The sequence below is a fragment of the Natranaeroarchaeum sulfidigenes genome (assembly GCF_017094485.1).
GTDB classification, from domain to species: Archaea; Halobacteriota; Halobacteria; order Halobacteriales; family Natronoarchaeaceae; genus Natranaeroarchaeum; species Natranaeroarchaeum sulfidigenes.
The window spans coordinates 591,044-609,747 of record NZ_CP064786.1 but is presented as its reverse complement, the minus strand read 5'-3'; the positions used below and the strand labels follow the sequence as shown (position 1 = coordinate 609,747).

The 18,704-nt window shown below is 59.4% G+C and carries 21 protein-coding genes; 9 read left to right on the top strand and 12 right to left on the bottom strand.

What is annotated here, in order from left to right:
- The first annotated feature begins 69 nt into the window (after positions 1-69).
- The 4 genes from AArcS_RS03065 to AArcS_RS03050 all read left to right on the top strand — a co-directional run bounded on the left by AArcS_RS03065 (position 70) and on the right by AArcS_RS03050 (position 3,846).
- A complete protein-coding gene (locus tag AArcS_RS03065; protein ID WP_238479967.1) occupies positions 70-921 on the top strand; it encodes an eIF2B alpha/beta/delta subunit family protein in 852 nt (283 codons plus the stop codon).
- 99 nt (positions 922-1,020) lie between these two features.
- The gene (locus AArcS_RS03060; protein WP_238478956.1) at positions 1,021-1,386 is read left to right on the top strand and encodes a hypothetical protein; all 366 of its coding nucleotides are present in this window, start codon (positions 1,021-1,023) and stop codon (positions 1,384-1,386) included.
- An 81-nt stretch (positions 1,387-1,467) separates the two neighbouring features.
- Entirely contained in the window at positions 1,468-2,643 is a 1,176-nt protein-coding gene (locus AArcS_RS03055) for a thiolase family protein (RefSeq protein ID WP_238478955.1), read from the top strand.
- Between the two features lie 150 nt (positions 2,644-2,793).
- Positions 2,794-3,846, top strand: coding sequence for a glycosyltransferase family 4 protein (locus AArcS_RS03050; protein WP_238478954.1), 1,053 nt, complete (start codon positions 2,794-2,796; stop codon positions 3,844-3,846).
- Positions 3,847-3,855: 9 nt separating this feature from the next.
- Here the strand turns inward: AArcS_RS03050 and AArcS_RS03045 are convergent, their stop codons facing one another.
- Positions 3,856-4,224 carry a DUF7510 family protein gene (locus AArcS_RS03045; protein ID WP_238478953.1) on the bottom strand — a complete coding sequence of 123 codons (369 nt, stop codon included), beginning with the start codon at positions 4,222-4,224 and terminating at the stop codon, positions 3,856-3,858.
- A 117-nt stretch (positions 4,225-4,341) separates the two neighbouring features.
- On the opposite strand from AArcS_RS03045, the gene AArcS_RS03040 reads away from it, so the two are divergent.
- Positions 4,342-5,712, top strand: coding sequence for a phosphoglucomutase/phosphomannomutase family protein (locus AArcS_RS03040; protein ID WP_238478952.1), 1,371 nt, complete (start codon positions 4,342-4,344; stop codon positions 5,710-5,712).
- A 27-nt stretch (positions 5,713-5,739) separates the two neighbouring features.
- Here the strand turns inward: AArcS_RS03040 and AArcS_RS03035 are convergent, their stop codons facing one another.
- From AArcS_RS03035 to AArcS_RS03010, 6 genes are all read right to left on the bottom strand, one after another.
- Entirely contained in the window at positions 5,740-6,699 is a 960-nt protein-coding gene (locus AArcS_RS03035; protein ID WP_238478951.1) for a nucleotidyltransferase family protein, read from the bottom strand.
- Between the two features lie 67 nt (positions 6,700-6,766).
- The gene (locus AArcS_RS03030) at positions 6,767-7,441 is read right to left on the bottom strand and encodes a class I SAM-dependent methyltransferase (protein ID WP_238478950.1); all 675 of its coding nucleotides are present in this window, start codon (positions 7,439-7,441) and stop codon (positions 6,767-6,769) included.
- A 141-nt stretch (positions 7,442-7,582) separates the two neighbouring features.
- Positions 7,583-8,419, bottom strand: a complete 837-nt coding sequence (locus AArcS_RS03025; RefSeq protein WP_238478949.1) for a hypothetical protein — start codon at positions 8,417-8,419, stop codon at positions 7,583-7,585.
- A gap of 142 nt (positions 8,420-8,561) precedes the next feature.
- Entirely contained in the window at positions 8,562-9,356 is a 795-nt protein-coding gene (locus AArcS_RS03020) for a sulfite exporter TauE/SafE family protein (RefSeq protein WP_238478948.1), read from the bottom strand.
- Between the two features lie 6 nt (positions 9,357-9,362).
- Entirely contained in the window at positions 9,363-10,061 is a 699-nt protein-coding gene (locus tag AArcS_RS03015; protein WP_238478947.1) for an SCO family protein, read from the bottom strand.
- A gap of 86 nt (positions 10,062-10,147) precedes the next feature.
- The gene (locus tag AArcS_RS03010) at positions 10,148-11,284 is read right to left on the bottom strand and encodes a nitric oxide synthase oxygenase (protein WP_238478946.1); all 1,137 of its coding nucleotides are present in this window, start codon (positions 11,282-11,284) and stop codon (positions 10,148-10,150) included.
- A gap of 116 nt (positions 11,285-11,400) precedes the next feature.
- On the opposite strand from AArcS_RS03010, the gene AArcS_RS03005 reads away from it, so the two are divergent.
- Complete coding sequence (locus tag AArcS_RS03005) at positions 11,401-11,646, top strand: hypothetical protein (RefSeq protein ID WP_238478945.1); 246 nt, start codon at positions 11,401-11,403, stop codon at positions 11,644-11,646.
- On the opposite strand, the gene AArcS_RS03000 is transcribed toward AArcS_RS03005, so the two are convergent.
- Positions 11,643-12,683, bottom strand: a complete 1,041-nt coding sequence (locus AArcS_RS03000; protein ID WP_238478944.1) for an NAD(P)-dependent alcohol dehydrogenase — start codon at positions 12,681-12,683, stop codon at positions 11,643-11,645. The two genes, AArcS_RS03005 and AArcS_RS03000, sit on opposite strands and share 4 nt — an antisense overlap.
- A 222-nt stretch (positions 12,684-12,905) precedes the next feature.
- Here AArcS_RS03000 and AArcS_RS02995 point away from each other — a divergent pair, with 222 nt between their 5' ends.
- The gene (locus AArcS_RS02995) at positions 12,906-13,850 is read left to right on the top strand and encodes a formate/nitrite transporter family protein (protein WP_238478943.1); all 945 of its coding nucleotides are present in this window, start codon (positions 12,906-12,908) and stop codon (positions 13,848-13,850) included.
- A gap of 214 nt (positions 13,851-14,064) precedes the next feature.
- Here AArcS_RS02995 and AArcS_RS02990 read toward each other — a convergent pair whose 3' ends face one another.
- The 4 genes from AArcS_RS02990 to AArcS_RS02975 all read right to left on the bottom strand — a co-directional run bounded on the left by AArcS_RS02990 (position 14,065) and on the right by AArcS_RS02975 (position 17,159).
- Positions 14,065-14,532, bottom strand: coding sequence for a hypothetical protein (locus tag AArcS_RS02990; RefSeq protein WP_238478942.1), 468 nt, complete (start codon positions 14,530-14,532; stop codon positions 14,065-14,067).
- Positions 14,533-14,749: 217 nt separating this feature from the next.
- Positions 14,750-15,718 (bottom strand): aldo/keto reductase, encoded by a 969-nt coding sequence (locus AArcS_RS02985; protein ID WP_238478941.1) that lies wholly within the window; start codon positions 15,716-15,718, stop codon positions 14,750-14,752.
- A 46-nt stretch (positions 15,719-15,764) separates the two neighbouring features.
- On the bottom strand, positions 15,765-16,778 hold the full coding sequence (locus AArcS_RS02980) for an NAD-dependent epimerase/dehydratase family protein (protein WP_238478940.1): 1,014 nt from the start codon (positions 16,776-16,778) through the stop codon (positions 15,765-15,767).
- 36 nt (positions 16,779-16,814) lie between these two features.
- Positions 16,815-17,159, bottom strand: coding sequence for a thioredoxin family protein (locus AArcS_RS02975; protein WP_238478939.1), 345 nt, complete (start codon positions 17,157-17,159; stop codon positions 16,815-16,817).
- A 120-nt stretch (positions 17,160-17,279) separates the two neighbouring features.
- Between AArcS_RS02975 and AArcS_RS02970 the strand changes: the two genes are divergently transcribed.
- Positions 17,280-17,576, top strand: a complete 297-nt coding sequence (locus tag AArcS_RS02970) for a PRC-barrel domain-containing protein (protein ID WP_238478938.1) — start codon at positions 17,280-17,282, stop codon at positions 17,574-17,576.
- 296 nt (positions 17,577-17,872) lie between these two features.
- On the top strand, positions 17,873-18,691 hold the full coding sequence (tbsP, locus tag AArcS_RS02965) for a transcriptional regulator TbsP (RefSeq protein ID WP_238478937.1): 819 nt from the start codon (positions 17,873-17,875) through the stop codon (positions 18,689-18,691).
- Positions 18,692-18,704 lie beyond the last annotated feature (13 nt).

Sequence of the window (18,704 nt, the reverse complement as noted above, 5' to 3'; positions counted from 1 at the left end):
TCAACGAAATTCCAGCAGCAATTGCTCGAATGACAATAGATGACGCGACAGAAGGCGAATGGAAATAACATGATCGACGAAACCGTCAGAGAAATCACAGAGATGCAGACTCGTAGCGCCTCCCACGTCACCGTTCGGGCGGCAGAGGCGCTGCTCGAATTGCTCGATCGGGAGTATCGCTCGATAGAGGAGTTCCAGCGTGATCTGGAACGCAATAGCCGAGTACTGAAAGGGGCTAACCGGTCACACGCACCCCTCAATACCACTCAGCGTCGGATTATCACTGCTGTCTCGGGTGCTGATCTGGAGACCGTCGCCGAGGCGAAGGCGGAACTGGAACGGGCCGTCGACGAGGTCATCACGGAAGTCCAGGAGAGCAAGGAGGGTGCAGCCTCGCGAGCAGCAAGTCTCATCGAGGACGGTGACACGATCCTGACCCACTCGAACTCCTCGACTGCGACGCTAACTCTCGAATACGCAAGCGATGCCGGAACGGAGTTCACACTGTACGTCACTGAAACCCGGCCGAACTTCTTCGGCCGGCTGACGGCCCGCCAGTTCGCTGACGACGAGAACGTCAACGTGCGGCTGATCGTCGACAGCGCGATGGGGACGGTTCTCCCTGACTGTGATCGGGTGATTGTTGGCATGAACTGTCTCATCGGAGACGAAGTGTACAACCGCGTGGGAACGTACCCGATCGCCACTACTGCTGCTGATCTGGACGTTCCGATGACGATCGTCGGCTCATCGTCGAAGTTCATCGGCGACGGCTTCGAGTTCCGGCAGACTTACCGATCGGGCAGCGAAGTGATGCTCGAACCGTCAGAGGGCATCGACATTGAGAACCCGCTGTACGATCGAACGCCGACGCGCTTGATTGATCAGGTCGTCACGGAGGACGGCGTGATACAGTTCTGAACGACCAGTTTCGGACAGGATCTCGATTGGTTTCCACTTCGGACCAATTCGGTCTGTGCGGGTCCCACGTTTTTGTACTACGTCGAAGCAGTACGAACTATGACCGACAGGCTGGATCCTACGGAGGAGTACGACGGCACTGTCACTGTTCGACTCCTCGACGACGACGAGGGCGTCGACGAACTCACCTGTTCGTCGTTCCGGGAAGCGATTGGAAAAATCAAGACCCACATGGATGCTGTCACGGCCGCGAAGATCGTCGACCGAGACGACGAGGTCGTCTTCACGTCACGGGAGATGAACATCGAGGACTGGGAACGCGAGTGGCACCGCGCGAAACGCAGCCTGTCGGTCGATATCGACGAGCACGACTGTCCACACGACAACGTGGCGTGTTTCGCCGACGACCGCTGTGTCGAATGCCGAATGGATCGGGTACAGGAGCAGTTTCGACGCGCGGAGTGATCCGGGGCGAGCCTGAACGGAAGGTCCCTCTGTTGTGGGCACTGATCATTATTGTTCTCCGGTCGAAATACAGTATCTGATATGAACGATGCAGTCATCGTCGACGCGGTCAGAACACCGTTTGGAAAACACGACGGCGCGTTTCGAGACACACATCCACAGGATCTTGCGGCCGAACCGCTCGCCGGGCTCGAAAACCGCGTCGGGTTCGATCCCGCGGTCGTCGAAGACGTGGTGTATGGCTGCGTGACGCCGGTGGGCGAGCAAGGGTTGAATATCGGCCGGATCGCACCGATGGTGGCTGGGTGGGGCGAAGGGGTTCCCGGCGTCCAGTTAAATCGGATGTGTGGCTCCGGCCAGCAGGCGGTCAACTGGGCAGCCTCGTCGGTGGGAGCGGAGTTTCACGAGGTGCTCGTCGCGGGTGGCGTCGAACACATGAGCAGAGTACCGATGGGCAGCGACGGGAACGCCGAGCACGGTGTCGTCGACGAGCACGCACTGACCGACTCGTACTTCCAGCACTTCGAGGAAGCGACCTCGCAGGGAGAGGGTGCCGAGCGGATCGCCGAGGAGTACGGATTCAGTAGGCGAGAGGCGGACGAACTTGCCGCCGAGTCCCAGCGACGCTGGGGAGAGGCGTGGGAGGCGGGGCGGTACGACGACCAGATCACGCCCGTGGAGACGACGCTCGAGAACGAGGCGATCCGGGTAGAGCGCGACGAACACCCGCGACCGGGAACGACCGCTGAGGACCTCGCCGACCTCCCCCTTGCCTTCCGCGAGGAGGGTGATGGGATTCACCACGCTGGAAACTCCTCGGGAATCGTCGACGGGGCAAGTGCCCTCCTGGTGACGAGCGAGGCCGCCGCCGAGAGACACGGCTGGGACCCGATGGCCCGGATCGTCGAGACAGCAGTCGTCGGTGTCGACCCGATCACGATGCTCACGGGGCCGATTCCGGCGACCGAACAGGTACTCGACGACGCCGAAATGACGGTCGACGACATCGACCTCTTCGAGGTCAACGAGGCCTTTGCCTCTGTCGTACTCGCGTGGCTCGACGAGATCGGGGCAGACTGGGGTGCTACCAACGTCAACGGCGGCGCAATCGCGCACGGCCACCCGCTTGGCGCGACCGGCGCGGCCCTGCTGACGAAACTCGTCCACGAACTCGACCGGACCGGGAACGACATCGGCCTCTCGACGATGTGCATCGGTTTCGGGCAGGGAATCGCGACGATCGTCGAGCGGCTATAGCGTCTTCGAGTTGTGAGCACCATCTGTCGCTACAGAGGAGGACCGTTAGTCGCCCAGTTCTGGCGACCGGTTCACCCGGTTCGACACGAATCACCACGGGGTTCGACACGAAGCTATTTGACCACCACGGACAATTCGGTAACAACTGGCATGCCTCCGAAAGTACTGTTACTCGGCTGGGGATACCCACCGAACATTACGGGTGGTCTAGATACGGCGATTGCCGGGCTCTACGAGGAGCTGGCACCGCGGGACGACATCGAGGTTGAACTGGTATTGCCCGCGGAGTTTGCTCCCGAGGATCGACCGGGTATCCACGGCGTGCCGACTGGAGAAGGTGGAATCTTTACTCGGGTTGCCCGGCTCGCCAGCGCCTTCTCGAAGCGCGCCAGCGACGCGGACATCGTCCACACGAACGACTGGTTCGGCTACGAACCCGGTAGCCGGGCGAGCACGGCCCACGACGTGGAGTGGATCACGACGTTCCACTCGCTGTCGGTCGACCGGAACGTAACCCCGCCGGAGCGAGAGGTACGAATCGAACAGCGAATCGCCAACCGTGCCGACGAGCTGATCGCAGTAAGCGAGTTCACCCGTGGTCGGATTCAGGAGGAGTTCGACGCGGACGCTCGCGTCATCTATAACGGCTTTACGTCGGTGGAGCCGACCGGACGTGATCTCAAAGCCGAACTCGAAATCGACGACAAAATGCTGTTTTTCGTCGGTCGACACACCGACCAGAAGGGACTGTCGTACCTCCTGTACGGGTTTTCGAAGCTTCAGCGCAAGGACGCGACGCTAGTCATCGGTGGATCGGGCCATCTGACCGACCAGCTCAAACGGTTCACGGAGCTGCTCGGTATCGAGGATCGAGTCCGGTTCGTCGGGTTCGTCCCACAGGAGGAACTCGGGGATTACTACGCCAGCGCGGATCTGTTCGTCTCCCCGTCGCTATCCGAACCGTTCGGCATTACGATCGTCGAGTCGCTCTCGGTCGGCACGCGAGTCGTCGCGAGTCGAAGCGGGGCGACGGAGATCCTCCCGGACGACTGCGTGATCGAGGTCCAACCGGACTCGGCGTCGATCGCCGATGGGATCGAGCGCGCGCTTGCGATGACAACACCGATAGAGTACGAAGAACGGACCTGGGCGCAGGTCGCCGACGAGCACGTTGCGCTGTACAGGGAGCTTGCCGGGCGATAGCCCGGACGGTCAGCGCAGAAACCGGACGTCAGTAACAGGTTCCGGATGGACGATCACGTAGCCATCACTGGTCGACTGCATTCCCTCCACCGAGGATATGTCGACACCCGACCGATAGGGGCTCTCGGACCCGTCCGATGCGGGCTCGTAGGAACTCTGTTGCCCCGATCGTGGCTGGCTTTGGTAGGGTGTTTCGCGTTCCGGTTCCCGCTCGAAGTCCTCGGGAGGGAGATAGATGTGTTCGCCGCCATCCGAGCGGACGATCACCGCCGTATCCCTGTCTCCCGTGACGATGATCTCCGTCTGCCCGTCATCGATCTCCATCTCAAACGTGACCGGGGACATCCCTGTGTCCCCCGGGTCAGTAGCTGATCCCATACATCATAGTTACAGGTCCCGACCTTAACAGTTCGCAGGGGGCGTGCAGCGACGACCATTTATATTTCAATACACTAACCAATACGCTATTGATAGCTCCTGTGCTTGTATCATTATATGGAGCAGATTTCGTTCGGTACTGACGGCTGGCGTGCGACGCTCGACACCTTCACCGAAGACCGAGTCCGCATTGTCGCACAGGCGGCCGCCTCGTACTTCCGGGAGCAGGACGCCCAGCACGTCGGCGTCGGCTACGATGCCCGCGAAACGTCACCTGCGTTTGCCGAGGCAGTAACGGAGGTCCTCACGGGGAACGGTCTCGACGTCGTCCTCAGCGAGCGCGACGTGCCGACGCCGGTACTGGCGTGGACCGTCGACGATCGGGACCTCGACGGTGGGGTCGTCATCACTGCGAGCCACAACCCGCCGGAGTACAACGGGATCAAGTTCCTCGGGACCGATGGCTCTCCGGCCGATGAATCGGTCACCGAACGGTTAGAGGAACTCCTCGCTGAACCCGATCTACTTCCCCAAGACGAGCGAGGGACCGTGAGCGAGGAGCCGCTGGTTCCCGAGTATCACGCACACGCGGAGACATACGTCGACACCGACATCCAGGGGCTGTCGATCTGCTACGACGCGATGCACGGGAGCGGTCGGGACGTCACGGACACACTGCTGGAAGCCGCCGGAGCGGACATCGAGCGACTGCGCTGTGATCTCGATCCGACGTTCGGTGGCGGATCACCCGAACCATCGGCAAAGAAGCTAGAACGACTCGCCAGCCGAGTCACGAGTGGTGAAGCCGACCTCGGCATCGCCAACGACGGCGACGCCGACCGCATCGCGGTGGTGACGCCCGAACGGGGCTACCTCGATCCAAACCTCCTGTACGCAGCGCTGTACGAGTACCTGCTCGAATCCGAGAGCGGACCCGCCGTTCGGACAGTCTCAACGACCTTCCTGATCGACAAGATCGCGGCAGCACACGGTGAAGACACCGTCGAGGTGCCGGTCGGATTCAAATGGGTCGCCGATGGGATGCGTGAGTCGGGCGCGCTCTGTGGCGGCGAGGAGTCCGGCGGCTTCGGACTGACCGACCACCTGCTGAACAAGGACGGTGTCTTGCTCGCCCTGGTGATCGCCAGCGCACACGTCGAACGGCCTCTCGACGATCGGGTCGACGACATCGTCGCCGAATACGGAATCATCCATCAGGACCGGATCAGCGTCGACTGTCCCGACGACCGAAAGACCGCAGTACTACGCGAACTGGACGGCTCACTGCCAGACTCGATCCGCGGCATCGACGTCAACCGGGTCGACGAGACGGACGGGTTCAAGATCTTCCTCGAAAACGGCGCGTGGTTGCTGGTTCGTCCCTCTGGTACCGAACCGAAACTGCGCGTCTACGCGGAAGCCGACAGCGACGAGCAGGTGGCGAACCTGCTCGAAGCGGGTCGAGACATTATCGAGCCACTAGTATAGATCGTAAGCAACCGGAGCTCCCCACACCTAGTCGTCCATCACTGAAATATCGCTAATAAGCGACTGGGAGATCCGGAGATCCTCGACCTCGATCCCCGTATCGAGGATCGTCTCGTCGACGTTACAGTTCTCGACCGTGGCGTCCGGGAAGACGAGCGTCCGTTCGAGCGTCGAATCGCGAACGGTCGCCCCGGCCATCACGTGGACCGTCTCGCCGATCTCGCAGTTCTCGACCGTGGCGTCGGGGTCGATCATCGACCCGCTATCGAGTTTCCACTCGACCGTGTCCAGATAGGAGTCCGCCGAGCCGATGTCGAACCAGACGTCGTCGAAGGTGAAGGCGTGAACCGGCTCGTTCGACTGGAGCCAGTCGATATACCAGCCCGGTTCGTCGGGGTTGTTGTCGCCCTCGAGGTACTCATCGAAGCGTACCGAGTCAGAGGGGAACGCGTAACAGGCGATCGAGACCATTGTACTGTTTGGCTCGTCGGGTTTTTCCTGGAAGTCGACGACACGGTTGCCGTCGAGTTCGACCAGGCCGTAGGACTTGGCCTTCTCACGCGAGCCGACGTCGTAGGCCGCGAGTGTAGGTGTACCGTTCACCTCGAATTCGTCGAGGAACTCGCCGAGGTCAAACCCGATCAGGTTGTCCCCCGCGATGACAAAGAGGTCGTCGTCGACATCTTCACGATCGACAAGTTGGGACAGCGCGCCGACGACGCCGAACTTCTCGTCTTCATCCACCGTGTCCTCGACGGAGAGCTTTGTTTTGTCGTACCCCCGATCAGCAAGGTGTTCTCTGAACGTCTCTGCGAAGGCTTCGTTCGTACTCAGGTAGACCGTGTCGATCCGGTCGTCGTCTTCTAGCTGCTGGAGTATTCGATCGATAACTGTTGTCTCTCCCACTGGAAGTAACATCTTCGGCCGGCGACGAGTAATGGGCCACATCCGCGTAGCGAACCCCCCAGCCAGAACAATAGCGTCCATATGTGAAATTTTCGTTCAACAGATAAAAAACTAGTGGCGAGACGGCGCGTTCAAATACCTGCCCGTACTACTCGACTGTCCGCCCTGCTTTGAGCGTATACACCGTCCCAAGCATATGTGTCCCGAGGAGTTCATACCCACCAAAGACGTCATCAACCGCTGCCCGGACATCTCCATCGACGTTCCAGTTGGCGTACCAGCGAAGGAACCGGGCCAACAGTGGGTTGCCCAGTCGGAGCGGTCCTGACTGAAACCTCTGTAGATCGAGAATACCAAGCGGTGCGCCCTCAGTCAGTGCCCCACGTACGTTTCGGACCGTTCGCTCGACATCGGGCATTACACTCATCGAGAGCGTCGCGAGCGCGGCGTCGTACCCAGTTCCCAGATCAGCGGTCGTTGCATCAGCACGCCTCACATCGACGTTCTCCCACCGGTTTTCATTGACTCGTGCGTTCGCCTTTGCGATCATCTCCGGGCTGTAGTCGATCGCTACGAGCTGGCCCTCGTCACCGATCGCGTCCAGCACTGGTTTGAAGTTGACGCCGGGGCCACAGCCGATTTCGAGTACCCGATCACCCGGTTCGAGACCGAGATGCCCGATCAGATCCTCGCGTATCGGCTCGAAATCCTGCTCGCTCATCGAGTACCAGTCGCTCCACCGATCCCAGACAGTCGCACTGCGCTCTAAGTGTTCTCGGTACTCCCCCTCGGCGTCCGGTTGACGTTCGATGTCAGTCATCATCCGACATGTATGCCATCATATGACAGCATCATGAATATTCCTGTAGTGGAGTCTGGACGCAAGAGTAGCTACGGGCTCCGGCAGGAGGTTTGGTGTGTTCCGAGCGAATGGAGAGTGCAAATCCAAAAGGAAGCGAGTCGTTCACTCGGACTGTGCCGTCCGAAAGGCCGAGGCGACGTTTTCCCGCCACTGTCGGGCGGTGTTGAGCTCCGTCTCGATCGCAGAGAGATTCTGCTCGATCATCTCGTTAGTCTCCTCGAGCCGACCTTCGATAGTTGCGAGCTCCGCCTCACGTCGACTGCCGTCGTCTTTGAGCGTCTCGACATCCGCTTCGAGCCGCTCGATTCTCTCGTTTTGCTCCGTGATGCTGTCCCGGAGCCTCCCAAGCTCCCCGTGGAGTTCATCTACCTCTTCGAGCAGGTCGGTATCGGCGCCGAACAGATCTTCCATCGCCTCGATGTAGGCTTCGAGGTCGAGAAACCGCGATTTGAGATAGTTTAGCTGTACCTCTACCTGCCGATTATCGCGGATGCCCAGCGCGTTACGTAGTTTGGCTCGCTTGGAATCGCTGACGTCCTCGTCCTCGAGCGCGGTGATGAGCATGTCGACATCGATCGCTGTCTTCTGGTTTTCATCCCCGTCAGTGATTTCGATACGGGGGTCGTCGTCACGTCGCTGCTCCGCACCCCCATCGGTGGTTCGCGGCCGGCTGTCGCCCGTATTGGCAGACTCCTCGGCTTCCTCCAGCAGTTCGTCGAGGCTCATGCTGTCCTCGTTCTGCTCGAACGTGCCAAAAGAGTCGAGAAACTCCAGATACACAGGATCCTCGACGAGATCGTCCGCACTGAGTTCCTCGACTTCCCCCTGTAGCTCCTCAAACGTCTCGGTATCTGACGACGCGTTCCTCGTGTCCGCACCGCCGCGAGTAAATTCGTTCGTTCCCTCCCGGTCCCCAAGCCCCGGATCGTTGTCTCCCATTTGATATCCCCCGGATTCAGCTATTTCCAAACCCAATCAGTTAATTGACCTACATGTTAAAAAGTGCTTGGATTGTTACGTATAGTTGCGGGTTGTAGTCGGCTACTACTGGAGAGTAGGAGCAGGCTAGGCCGGGTTCCGATCAGAGTGGCTGGTAGTACGGAATCGGTGGGTGAGGCAGCGCCACGCCAAACATCGCGAGCCCATGCTGGAGCGGGATGTATCCGAGTAAAACGAACGCGACACCGAGCACGCGGTGTAGTTGAACACGCGTTTGGGTATCGATCGACTGAAAGACCGTCCCGGTGAGAAAGACGGCCGGAATCGTACCGAGACCGAGCACACCGAGGGCAGCAGCCCCACCGATCGGATCTCCCTGAACGAAGGCATACAGGAACGCCGGATACAACAGCGGACACGGGAGCAGTCCGTGGGCCGCACCCAGTCCTGCAATCCGCCAGTTGCCGACCCACCGATCGACGCGTGGTACCAGCTTCGCACTGATTACGCCGGACAGGCGGGCGGTCCCGGGGATCGAAATATCGTGCGCATGGTTGCCGACGACGTACCGAAGGCCGATAGCGACGATGAGCGTCCCGACGATCAGTCCAGTAATCGCATGCACATCACTCGCAATGGCCGTTACCTGACGACCGCTGACGAACACAAGATTTCCAGCGAGGCCGAAGAGCCCGCCGAGCAACGCGTAACTCGTAGTCCGACCGAGATTGAACAGTCCATGCTGGGTTACGTGAGTGAGTGTTAGGCTATCCCCACGTCGGGTACTCGCCCGCAGTCTGTCAGCGTACATGGTGACCAGCGGACCACACATCCCGATACAATGTGCACCGCCGAGCAAACCGACGAGGGCGAAAACGGCGAGACCGATCGGCTCGCCAGCGTACAGATCACCCGACGGTGCACAGGAGGCAATCATCGTCTATCAGTCGTGTATCGCTGGATCGTAGTTCGTGACGATGTCGTCGATATCGTCGATTACTTTCTCGGGATCGATGTTTTCCCCACGGTATGCACGCTCTACGACTCCACCGGGGTTGACGAGCAGCGTCACGACGATATGCAGGAAATCGTAGTGATCGACCCGGTCGCTCTCGTCGGTCCGTTCGAAGTCGATTCCAAGACGGTCGCGAACGACCGTTCGGGCTCGCTCGGGCGTTTCGGGACGGAGGAACTTCCAGTTCCCGAGCGAGAGATCGGCACCCATCATCTCCGAAGATTCCCTGAGCGCCGTCTCGTCGTCGCGTTCGGGATCGAACGTGATCGGAAGGAACAAAACATCGTCCGTCCGATCCAGGTCGTCGACGAGTGACTGTACCCCGGCAAACCGATTGAGAAGGACGCCACACTCGTCCGGACAGAACGTAAACACGCCGGTGAGCAGGGCTGTTCGGTCCATTGCAGTCGAGTCGAACACACTGTTGCTCAGTCCGTCTGGAAGCTCGAATTCCGGGAGCGCCTCCCCATAGGCCGGGTAGGGGAGGTCCTCGCTGTCGGCCAGCTGATCGTCCGGTTCGTCGAGAACGACCCCGTCGGGCTCGTCGTCGAACACGTCGGTGAGACAGCCAGCAGTGCCGATCAGGCCCGTGGTGGCGACCGCAGAGAGATACGATCGTCGGTCCATATCAACCGGTAGGGCTCCCTATGAATAACCGGATTGGTGTGATTGACGAAAGCGTCCGACGGTAGCCGATACGGAGTCAGACCGTTCTACCGACTGATATCAGTGCGACGCTCCTCGATCGGCTCCGGATCCGGCTGGTAAAAGAAATTGGGCCGCTCGATTCGGTTGTCGTACTGGTTCTCGAAGACGTGCGTCGTCGCCGAGCTCATCGGTGGCAGTAACCAGTCGCGGTCTCCGGTGACATCACGACCCGCCGCGTTCTCGTTTCGCTCGAACTGCTGGAACTGATCGGTCACTTTGTGGTGGTCGACGATCCGGACACCCGCCTCGTCAAAGGAGTGCAATACTGCCCGGTTCAGTACCAGGAGGGCTTCGTCCTTCCAGAGGTTCCGGTCGCGATCCGTCTCAAGCCCGAGCTGTTCGGCAATGGTCGGCAACATATCGTACCGGTCCTCGTCCGCGAGGTTCCGCGAGCCGATCTCCGTCGAGACGTACCACCCGCTAAATGGCGCGGCAGTGTACTGGATCCCGCCGAGCTCCATGCGCATGTTCGCGACGACGGGAACGTCGTACCAGCGAAGGCCAAGCTCCGCGAACCAGTCGTACTCGGGGTGAGAAAGCGGGACCTCGCCGATCGCGGATTCGGGAACGTCGAACAGTTCGGGCTCCCGGTCGCGGATCTGGATGACGTGTGGCTGAATATCGAACCGTGTGCCATCGCCCTCCCAGCCACGGGACCGACAGTAGTCGGTCAGCGCGACCTCGTCGGGATCGCCAACGACGCCATCGTCCGTTTGATATCCCGCGTACCGTAACAGTTCGTAGTTCCAGAGCCGCACCTGCTGCTCGCCGTCGATCATCGGCTTGAATACAGTGAGCAGCGGCACTATATCTCCGCCGTTGCGCGCCCGTTCGAGGTGCTCACAGCAAGCCTCGTGTACCTCGCGTGCTGTCTCACAGTCCCTGCGGTCGAGGACGTTCAGCCGCTGCCAGAACAGCCGGCCGATACAGCGGTTACTGTTTCGCCAGGCCATCTTCGCGCCGTGTTTCAGCTCTACGGTGGTGTGGTCGTAGTGGCCACGGCGGGCGATCTCGTCTTCGATCTCGTCAAGCCGGTCTTCGATTTCGTCTTCCTTGCCGAGTTCCGTATAATACTGCTCGATAAAATCGTGAGCCTGTTCGTATAGTTCAACCCGATCGTACTCGGGTAGTGGCTCGTGCATACCGGGAGTTAGGATTACCAGGATTTACGCCTGACGGCACGCGTTTGTGCTCGAATCATCGAGTCAGAGGCGAACGGCATCGACGTGTTTTTGCCCTTACATGCCAACACAACGCCGTGAGTCTCTCCCAAGACCTGCTCCGGCGACTGCGAGCCCTCAACGAATCGGGGAACCTATATCTGTTTCTCGGTGGTCTCACCGCATTCCTCTCATGGGTTTTTATGCCGCTCCTCGGGCTGATCGCGGGGTTCTGTGGAATCGAACTCTACCGGAAAAAGGGACTACCCATCACAGGGATCGTGATCGGTGGAATCGGGATTACTGCCGTTCTGACGTGGTTTGTGATTCTCGCCGTGTACTAGGGAGTAATCACGGCCCGCCCTTCGATCTCGTTGTCTTCGAGCATCTCGGCTACGTGATTCACCTCGTCGAGACCGAACTGCGTGGTGTGAAGATCGACATCGCCGCGGTCGACGAGTGCGACCAGCTCCTGAAGTTCGGTGTATTTGCCGACGATGTTGCCCTGGTATGCGAACTCACCGTTGACCAGCGCCTGTGCCGGTTCGTGGATATGCCCACCGTAGCCGATGATATGGTGGTCGCCACCAGCGGCGCAGATCTCCGGAGCAAGCGCGGTTGTCGCATCCGCACCGACGAAGTCGAGTACCTGCGCCGCACCGCCACCGTCAGTGAGACTCTCGATCTCGCTGGGAATATCCTGACTCTCGGGATCGAGCGTGTGGTGTGCGCCGAGGTCGCTCGCGAGGTCTCTGGCCTCCTGTTTGATGTCGACGGCGACGATGTCGGCCGCGCTCATCGCGTCGATACACTGTAGTCCGATGTGGCCGAGGCCACCGACCCCGATGACCACTGCTGTATCGCCCGGGACCAGATCGCCGACAGCTTTCTTTGCGGCGTGATACGCGGTAATCCCGGCGTCCGCATGTGGCGCGATCTCGGCCGGATCGACACCATCGGGAAGGGGAATCACCGCCCGCTCGTTCGTGAGTAGCGTCTCGGCGAAGCCACCGTCGGTCGTCAGTCCCGAGAACTGATCGTTCTCGCAGTACATCGTCTCACCCATCCGGCAGGGCCGGCAGGTTCCACAGGTACGGACCGGATGGCAGATCACCTGATCACCTTCGGAGACGAGCGTCACCTCATCACCCACTGCCGCAACCGTTCCGGCGTTCTCGTGGCCAAGCGTCATCGGTAGCGGCTGTGGGACGTACTCCTCCCACATCCCCTCGATGATGTGATTGTCCGTCTGACACCAGCCCGCCCCATCGACGTCAATAAGCACGTGATCGCTGGCCGTGATCTGTGGTTGGTCTACCTCGTCAAGCGAGAGTCCGTTCGACATATCGTGGGTGTACTCGTGGAGTCTGGCTGCCTGCATAGCTACGAATTCATCACGAACAATTATAAACATATGTTCCGCGGCAGAGAGCCATCCACGTAGCTGGAGATCGTCGCTGGATCAGAGTGGAGAGGGATTCGAGCCCCCGTGCCAGTGGCAGGGACACACACGCTGTCAAGTGACCCATCCCGTTTTGCCGTGTCGGATATTCCATACTGTTAGGGACAACACTTAGGAGTACAGAATAGTTTCATCTGAGCGATGCCATCCACGCAGGAGCAAACTGAGGAGACCGACACACTATCGAGACGGGGGCGTAAGGATGTATCCCAACAGGAGAATCTCTTTCGGAACCGGCTGTCGACCGACGAGATTTACGAACGGGTACTCATCGAGGCCGACGAAGAAATCGGGCGCTGTAACCGGGAACTGTTCTTCAGCGGTGTCGCAGCCGGGTTCGCCATCACGATCACCGTTCTCATCTACGCATCGATGACAGCCGCAGCGGGGGATACCCCGCTCATCGGAGCGTTGCTCTATCCGATCGGCTTCATTTATATCATTCTGGGCAACTACCAGCTGTACACCGAGAACACGCTTCCACCCGTGGCACTCATTCTGGATCGACTGGCAGGGGTGCCCGCGATGCTTCGGATGTGGGGAGTCGTACTGATCGGTAACCTCGCCGGTGGAACCGTCGGGGCGTTGTTGCTGGCATACGGTGGCGTGCTGGATCCGACAGCGGCGACGACACTTACGGGTATCGCGATGACCGGCATCGAAACCCCCTGGTTTGACCTCTTCTTCAAGGCAGTCTTCGCTGGACTGATCGTTGCCGGCGTCGTCTGGCTGGACTTCGGGGTCCGTAGCGCTACCGCCCGGTTTCTCCTCGTCTACATCGCCTTCCTCACGATCCCGCTGGGCGGCCTGTTCCACGTCGTGGTCGCAAGCACCGAGGTGATGTATCTGGTGTTCCTCGGGGAGATCGCGTTCCTCAATGGCGTTCTCAACTTCGCACTGCCGGTCCTGCTCGGGAATACGATCGGCGGCGTCGTACTGGTCACCACCATCAACTACTACCAGACGTCACACGAACTCCACGAGATTTCGGACAAGCTGTCGGTGTCGGACTGGCTCTTTACGACCAAGACTGCCCTCGACCCGGAGACGCTCCAGGAGCGCCTCGAATCGAAGATCTCCCACTGAGGGGATCGACCCGCCGTTCCGGACCGTTCCCAGCATTCGCGCGCTACCGTCCTCGTAAAACTCTCACTCGATGGGCGTTGTAACAACCCTGCTGACTACACCGTACGAATTTAGTAGAGACCGAGAGTCAATTGACGAAGAGGGTAGTCGTTACATACCCATTAACAATGTAACGAATACATACATGATTTACAACAACACACTGTTAAATTTTTCAAGAAGGGCCTTCAGTAACTCTTGAGATATTCATCCGCAGTGTGTACGATTTATGCTCAATATACGTTTCTTTTGCTTTATCGGGATCTGATACGTGGTCGGGGAGCTGTTCACGGGCCTCGCGGGCCTCCTGTGCTTTCTCTCCTGTTCGCGGAAACGTGTGTTCCATGGCCGCTTCCCCGTATAGTTCCTCTTCGGATTCGGAATCTGACTCGAAGATCAGGTCAAGAGCATCGTTGATTAGTTCGACATCCTCTATACGTTCGTCGTCGGATGGAACCGGCTCAACACCATCTGGCGCTGACTCAACAACTTCAATGGTCACGCCCACTCCTAAATTCGAAGCAGGGTTTTCCCACGGATCACCATCGTATTCGTCCTCGTCTTGGTCAACGGAGAAAAGGCACCCTGCGGTACCTATCCCACAGCCCACTCCGCACACCCCAAGAAATCCTCTGCGGTTCATATTTTGACTCATCTGACATCTGGACAGATGTCTTGTGGGCATTTTACACATATTATGTGAACAAAATGTCATTCGTATCTACCACAAGGATGGCAGTCAGTACGCAGGGCTACCTAACGGCTGAGTCACTGGTAGTGGCCTGAAACAAACGACGTAGGTACGGTACTCGCCGGACTCCCCTGACTGGTAGTACAGCCTTCAACGGAGTCACCCAACCCTACTCGTGGCCGGAGATCGGTACCGGCTCGTAGGGCGCTTCGAGATACTCGATCTCGCTCTCCGAGAGATCGATCTCAGTCGCCTCGACGGCGGCTTCGAGATGTTCGATCGAGGAGGTGCCAAGGATCGGCGTCGTCACCCACTCCTTGTGGAGCAGCCACGCCATCGCGATCTGGGCCATCGACCGATCCTTTTCTGCGGCCAGTTCCTGGACGCGCTCGTTGATCTCGCGGCCACCGCCTTCCGCGTACGGACGTCCCAGCGAGGACTCGTGTTCGCCGCGGATCGTCTCGTCGAACTCCTCGTGGGGGCGCGTGAGAAAGCCAGCACCGAGGGGACTCCACGGCATCACGCCGATGCCTTCCTTCTCGCACAGGGGGAGCATCTCGCGTTCCTCCTCGCGATAGGCGAGATTGTAGAGGTTCTGCATGGTTGCAAAGCGTTCGAGACCAAGTCGGTCGCTCGTGTGAAGTGCCTGCTGGAACTGGTGAGCCCACATCGAGGACGCACCGATATGTCGTACCTGTCCGCGCCGAACGGTGTCGTCGAGTGCCCTGAGGGTTTGCTCGATAGGGGTATCGTAGTCCCAGCGATGGATCTGGTAGAGATCGACGGTGTCCATCCCCAGCCTGTCCAGTGAGTTCTGTAACTCCTGTTCGATGGCCTTCCGCGAGAGCCCCTCGGAGTTCGGGTCGCCCTCTCGCATCTGGAAGCGGACCTTCGTCGCGACGACCATCTCGTCGCGGTTGTACTCGGCCAGCACATCGCCGAGAATCTCCTCACTTGTACCCGTGCTGTAGATGTTCGCCGTATCGAAGAAGTTGATACCCAGTTCGATCGCGCGCTCGATCAGCGCCTCGCTTTCCTCCCGATCCAGCATCCACTCGTTGTCGTCGCCAAAGCTCATACAGCCCAGACAGAGTTCGCTCACGTCGATGCCGGTGCTGCCGAGTGTGGTATACTCCATAGACGAAGTGGGTAGTCGGATCGGCAAAAGCGTTCGCGTACCCCACTCAGGCTTCGTCGTTTACGATCGACTGAAACGCCCCCATCGCCTCGCGCCAGGCGTCAACAATCTCGTCGTCGCGCTCGCTATCCCACGGCTCGATCTTGTCGTGAGCATCAAGCCACTCAACCGCCCGCGAAACCCCTTCGGAGAACGAGGTCGTGTACTCAAAATCGAGCTCCCGACGGGCTTTGCTGTTGTCGAACACCGTGGCGTAGTACGTGTGGTTTTCCAGTAAATGACGGCGCTCTGGATCAGCCTCCAGCAACTGCTCGGTCGGGATGTGGACGAGTTCGGGCTCGGGGGCATCAAGCGCATCGGCGACGATTTCGTAGTACTGGTTCCACGTGATCACCTCCTCGCTGGTGACGTGATAGGTCTCGCCGTACGCAGTCTCGTTGCCCACGGCGTTGACGAACGCCCGCGCGACGTCCTCACGATGGCAGGGTCCCCACAGTGAGGTACCATCTCCGTGAACGACGATCGGCTTGCCCTTCCGGATCCGATCGAGGAAGTACGTCCCGTCCCCGAACGTGTGAAGCACTGGCCCCTGATCGCCGTAGGTACTCCACGGGCGAATGATCGTGCTTGCGAACGCCTTGCCGTCGGCCTCGACGAACACGTCCTCGGCGGCCGCCTTGTTCGCCCCGTACTCGCTGGTCGGCGGTTCCCGTGGGGCGTCCTCAGTGACCGGATTGGTGTCGAGCGGCCGACTGTAGACATCGATCGTCGACGTGAAGATGTACTGGTCGATCTCGCCCGCAAACGCGTCGACCGCCCGTTTGGCCTGGTCGGCGTCGAAACAGACCATGTCGATGACGCAGTCGACGTCGAGGTCGCCGACCTGCGCGACGAACTCCTCGTGGTCGTCACGGTCGCCGTGGACGAACTCGACCACGTCGGGGACTGCTGCATCCGTCTCCCCCCGCGTAAAACAGACCACGTCGTGTCCGGCGTCGACAAGCTGGCGCGTAATTTCGGTGCTGATCAGTCCCGTCCCGCCAATGATGAGAACGTCCATGCACGGTCGTCACACCGCGCCGGGAAAAGTCCCCGGCTACGTCGCGTGTGATTCGATCAGTGTGACCAGCCGCTCGGTTTCGACGAACCCCTCGGCGAGTCGGTCGACTGGCTCGCCGTCGACGAAGAGAACGAACAGCGGGACGCTCCTGACGTTGTACTCGTCGATCAGCGGCGGATCGTTGCGGGGGTTGATCGTTCCCACCGTCGCGGGGGCGTTCCGGTGGACGTTGCCGAGGATAGGCTCCATCGACTGACAGATAGAACAGCCCTCGGTGTAGAACTCGACGAGGGCGAGGTCGTGTTCGGTCACGAACTCGTCGAGTTCACTGCCCTTTTCAAGTACTGTCGGTCGATTGGAGCCGGCCTCCGGACTACTCATATTCGATATATACCGTTCGGACCATTGGGTGTTTCGGCGAACTACAGTAGGCTGCGCTATTTTCCAGCGGCTCGTTACGTCTGACGAAAAGTTAACGTGATTCCCCACTCATGGACAGGTATGGAAAACTCCTCAGCGGAGATCACTGCGCTGGTCGGCCGTGAAGTCTACTCGAACAATGGGGTGTTCGTGGGAGAGATCGAGGACGTCCGCCTCGATCTCGACAAACAACAGGTGACCGGACTTGCTCTGCACCAGCTCAATATGGAGCTGTTCTCGGGACACGTCGGGGATGGACGCGGCATCATGATCCCGTATCGGTGGGTTCGGTCGGTGGGCGATGTCGTGCTTATCAACAGTATCGTCGAGCGACTCAGCTCACCTGACGAGAACGACTCAAGCGAAGTCGTCGTGTAGCGTGCTCTGAACCGGAGTGTTATCGTCGGCTACGGTCCCGTGTAGGCGCTTCCACCGGCAAACCCGCGTTCAGGATCGGACTGTAGGGTAGCCGATGGTGCAGACGTGGGGTCGCTCACAATCATTGCATTCACAGCAACTGGTTCGAAGTCATATTACTGTTTCCCCGGCCGCCAGCAAGGGCCAGATTTCCCCAAATCCATAATGTATATTTAGGATATATAAATGAATGAAAGATTTGGCTCAGCTTCGGCCAATAAAATTAAGTATCTCACCGTCTTCTTCTGTAGATAGGTATGACTTCGAATTTACTCGACACACAGCTTGATGAAATTCTTCGCGAGATGATCGATGACGCCGACGACGAGTTACTGCTCGTAAACCCGGCCAAGGGGACGATCGAAACGTTCGTCGATGTGGCGACCCACGCTGACGCAGAACTCCCCTCTGTCCAGCTTCTTGCCGAAGAGCGGACGCTAAAAGACGTCATGGACGACTTCATCATCGCGAGTAACACCGCCGATCTCGTCGAGATGGGCATACTCTCGCTCCGGACGGTCGAAAGTCCGCCCCGGAACTCCCTCGTCATCACAGACGAGTCCATCGTCGCGCTAATCGACACGGGTAACGAGGTCGCCGGACTCGTCTCCGAGGACGATGCATTCGTCGACCGAACAGTCGAGACGTATCGGAGCCGGTGGGAGGCAGCCAACGAGTTCAACCTCCGAACGCCGCCGATTTCGCGCGTTCGCGAGACCCTCAGCGAAGAGATCAGCGCCGACGCCGAGGCCGACTTCTCGAACATTCTCGACTCTCTCGAAACTGCCCGCGGCGACGGTGACGGACTCGACGAGGTGACGATCAGCCTGCTCGTCGCAGCGAAAAACGAGGCTCTGCTCTACGATATCAGCAAGTGGGGCGAGGACGTAGGCATCGCGTCAAAGGCGACGTTCTCCCGAACGAAAACGAAGCTCGAAGATATGGGCCTGATCGACACCGAAAAGGTCCCGATCGATGTCGGTCGACCGCGTCTCCGCCTGAAGTTCGGCGACGACCGACTCCGTGACGCTGACAACGGTCAACTCGCTACAACCGCACAGTCGATCCTGAACTAGATCCCCACGCTTT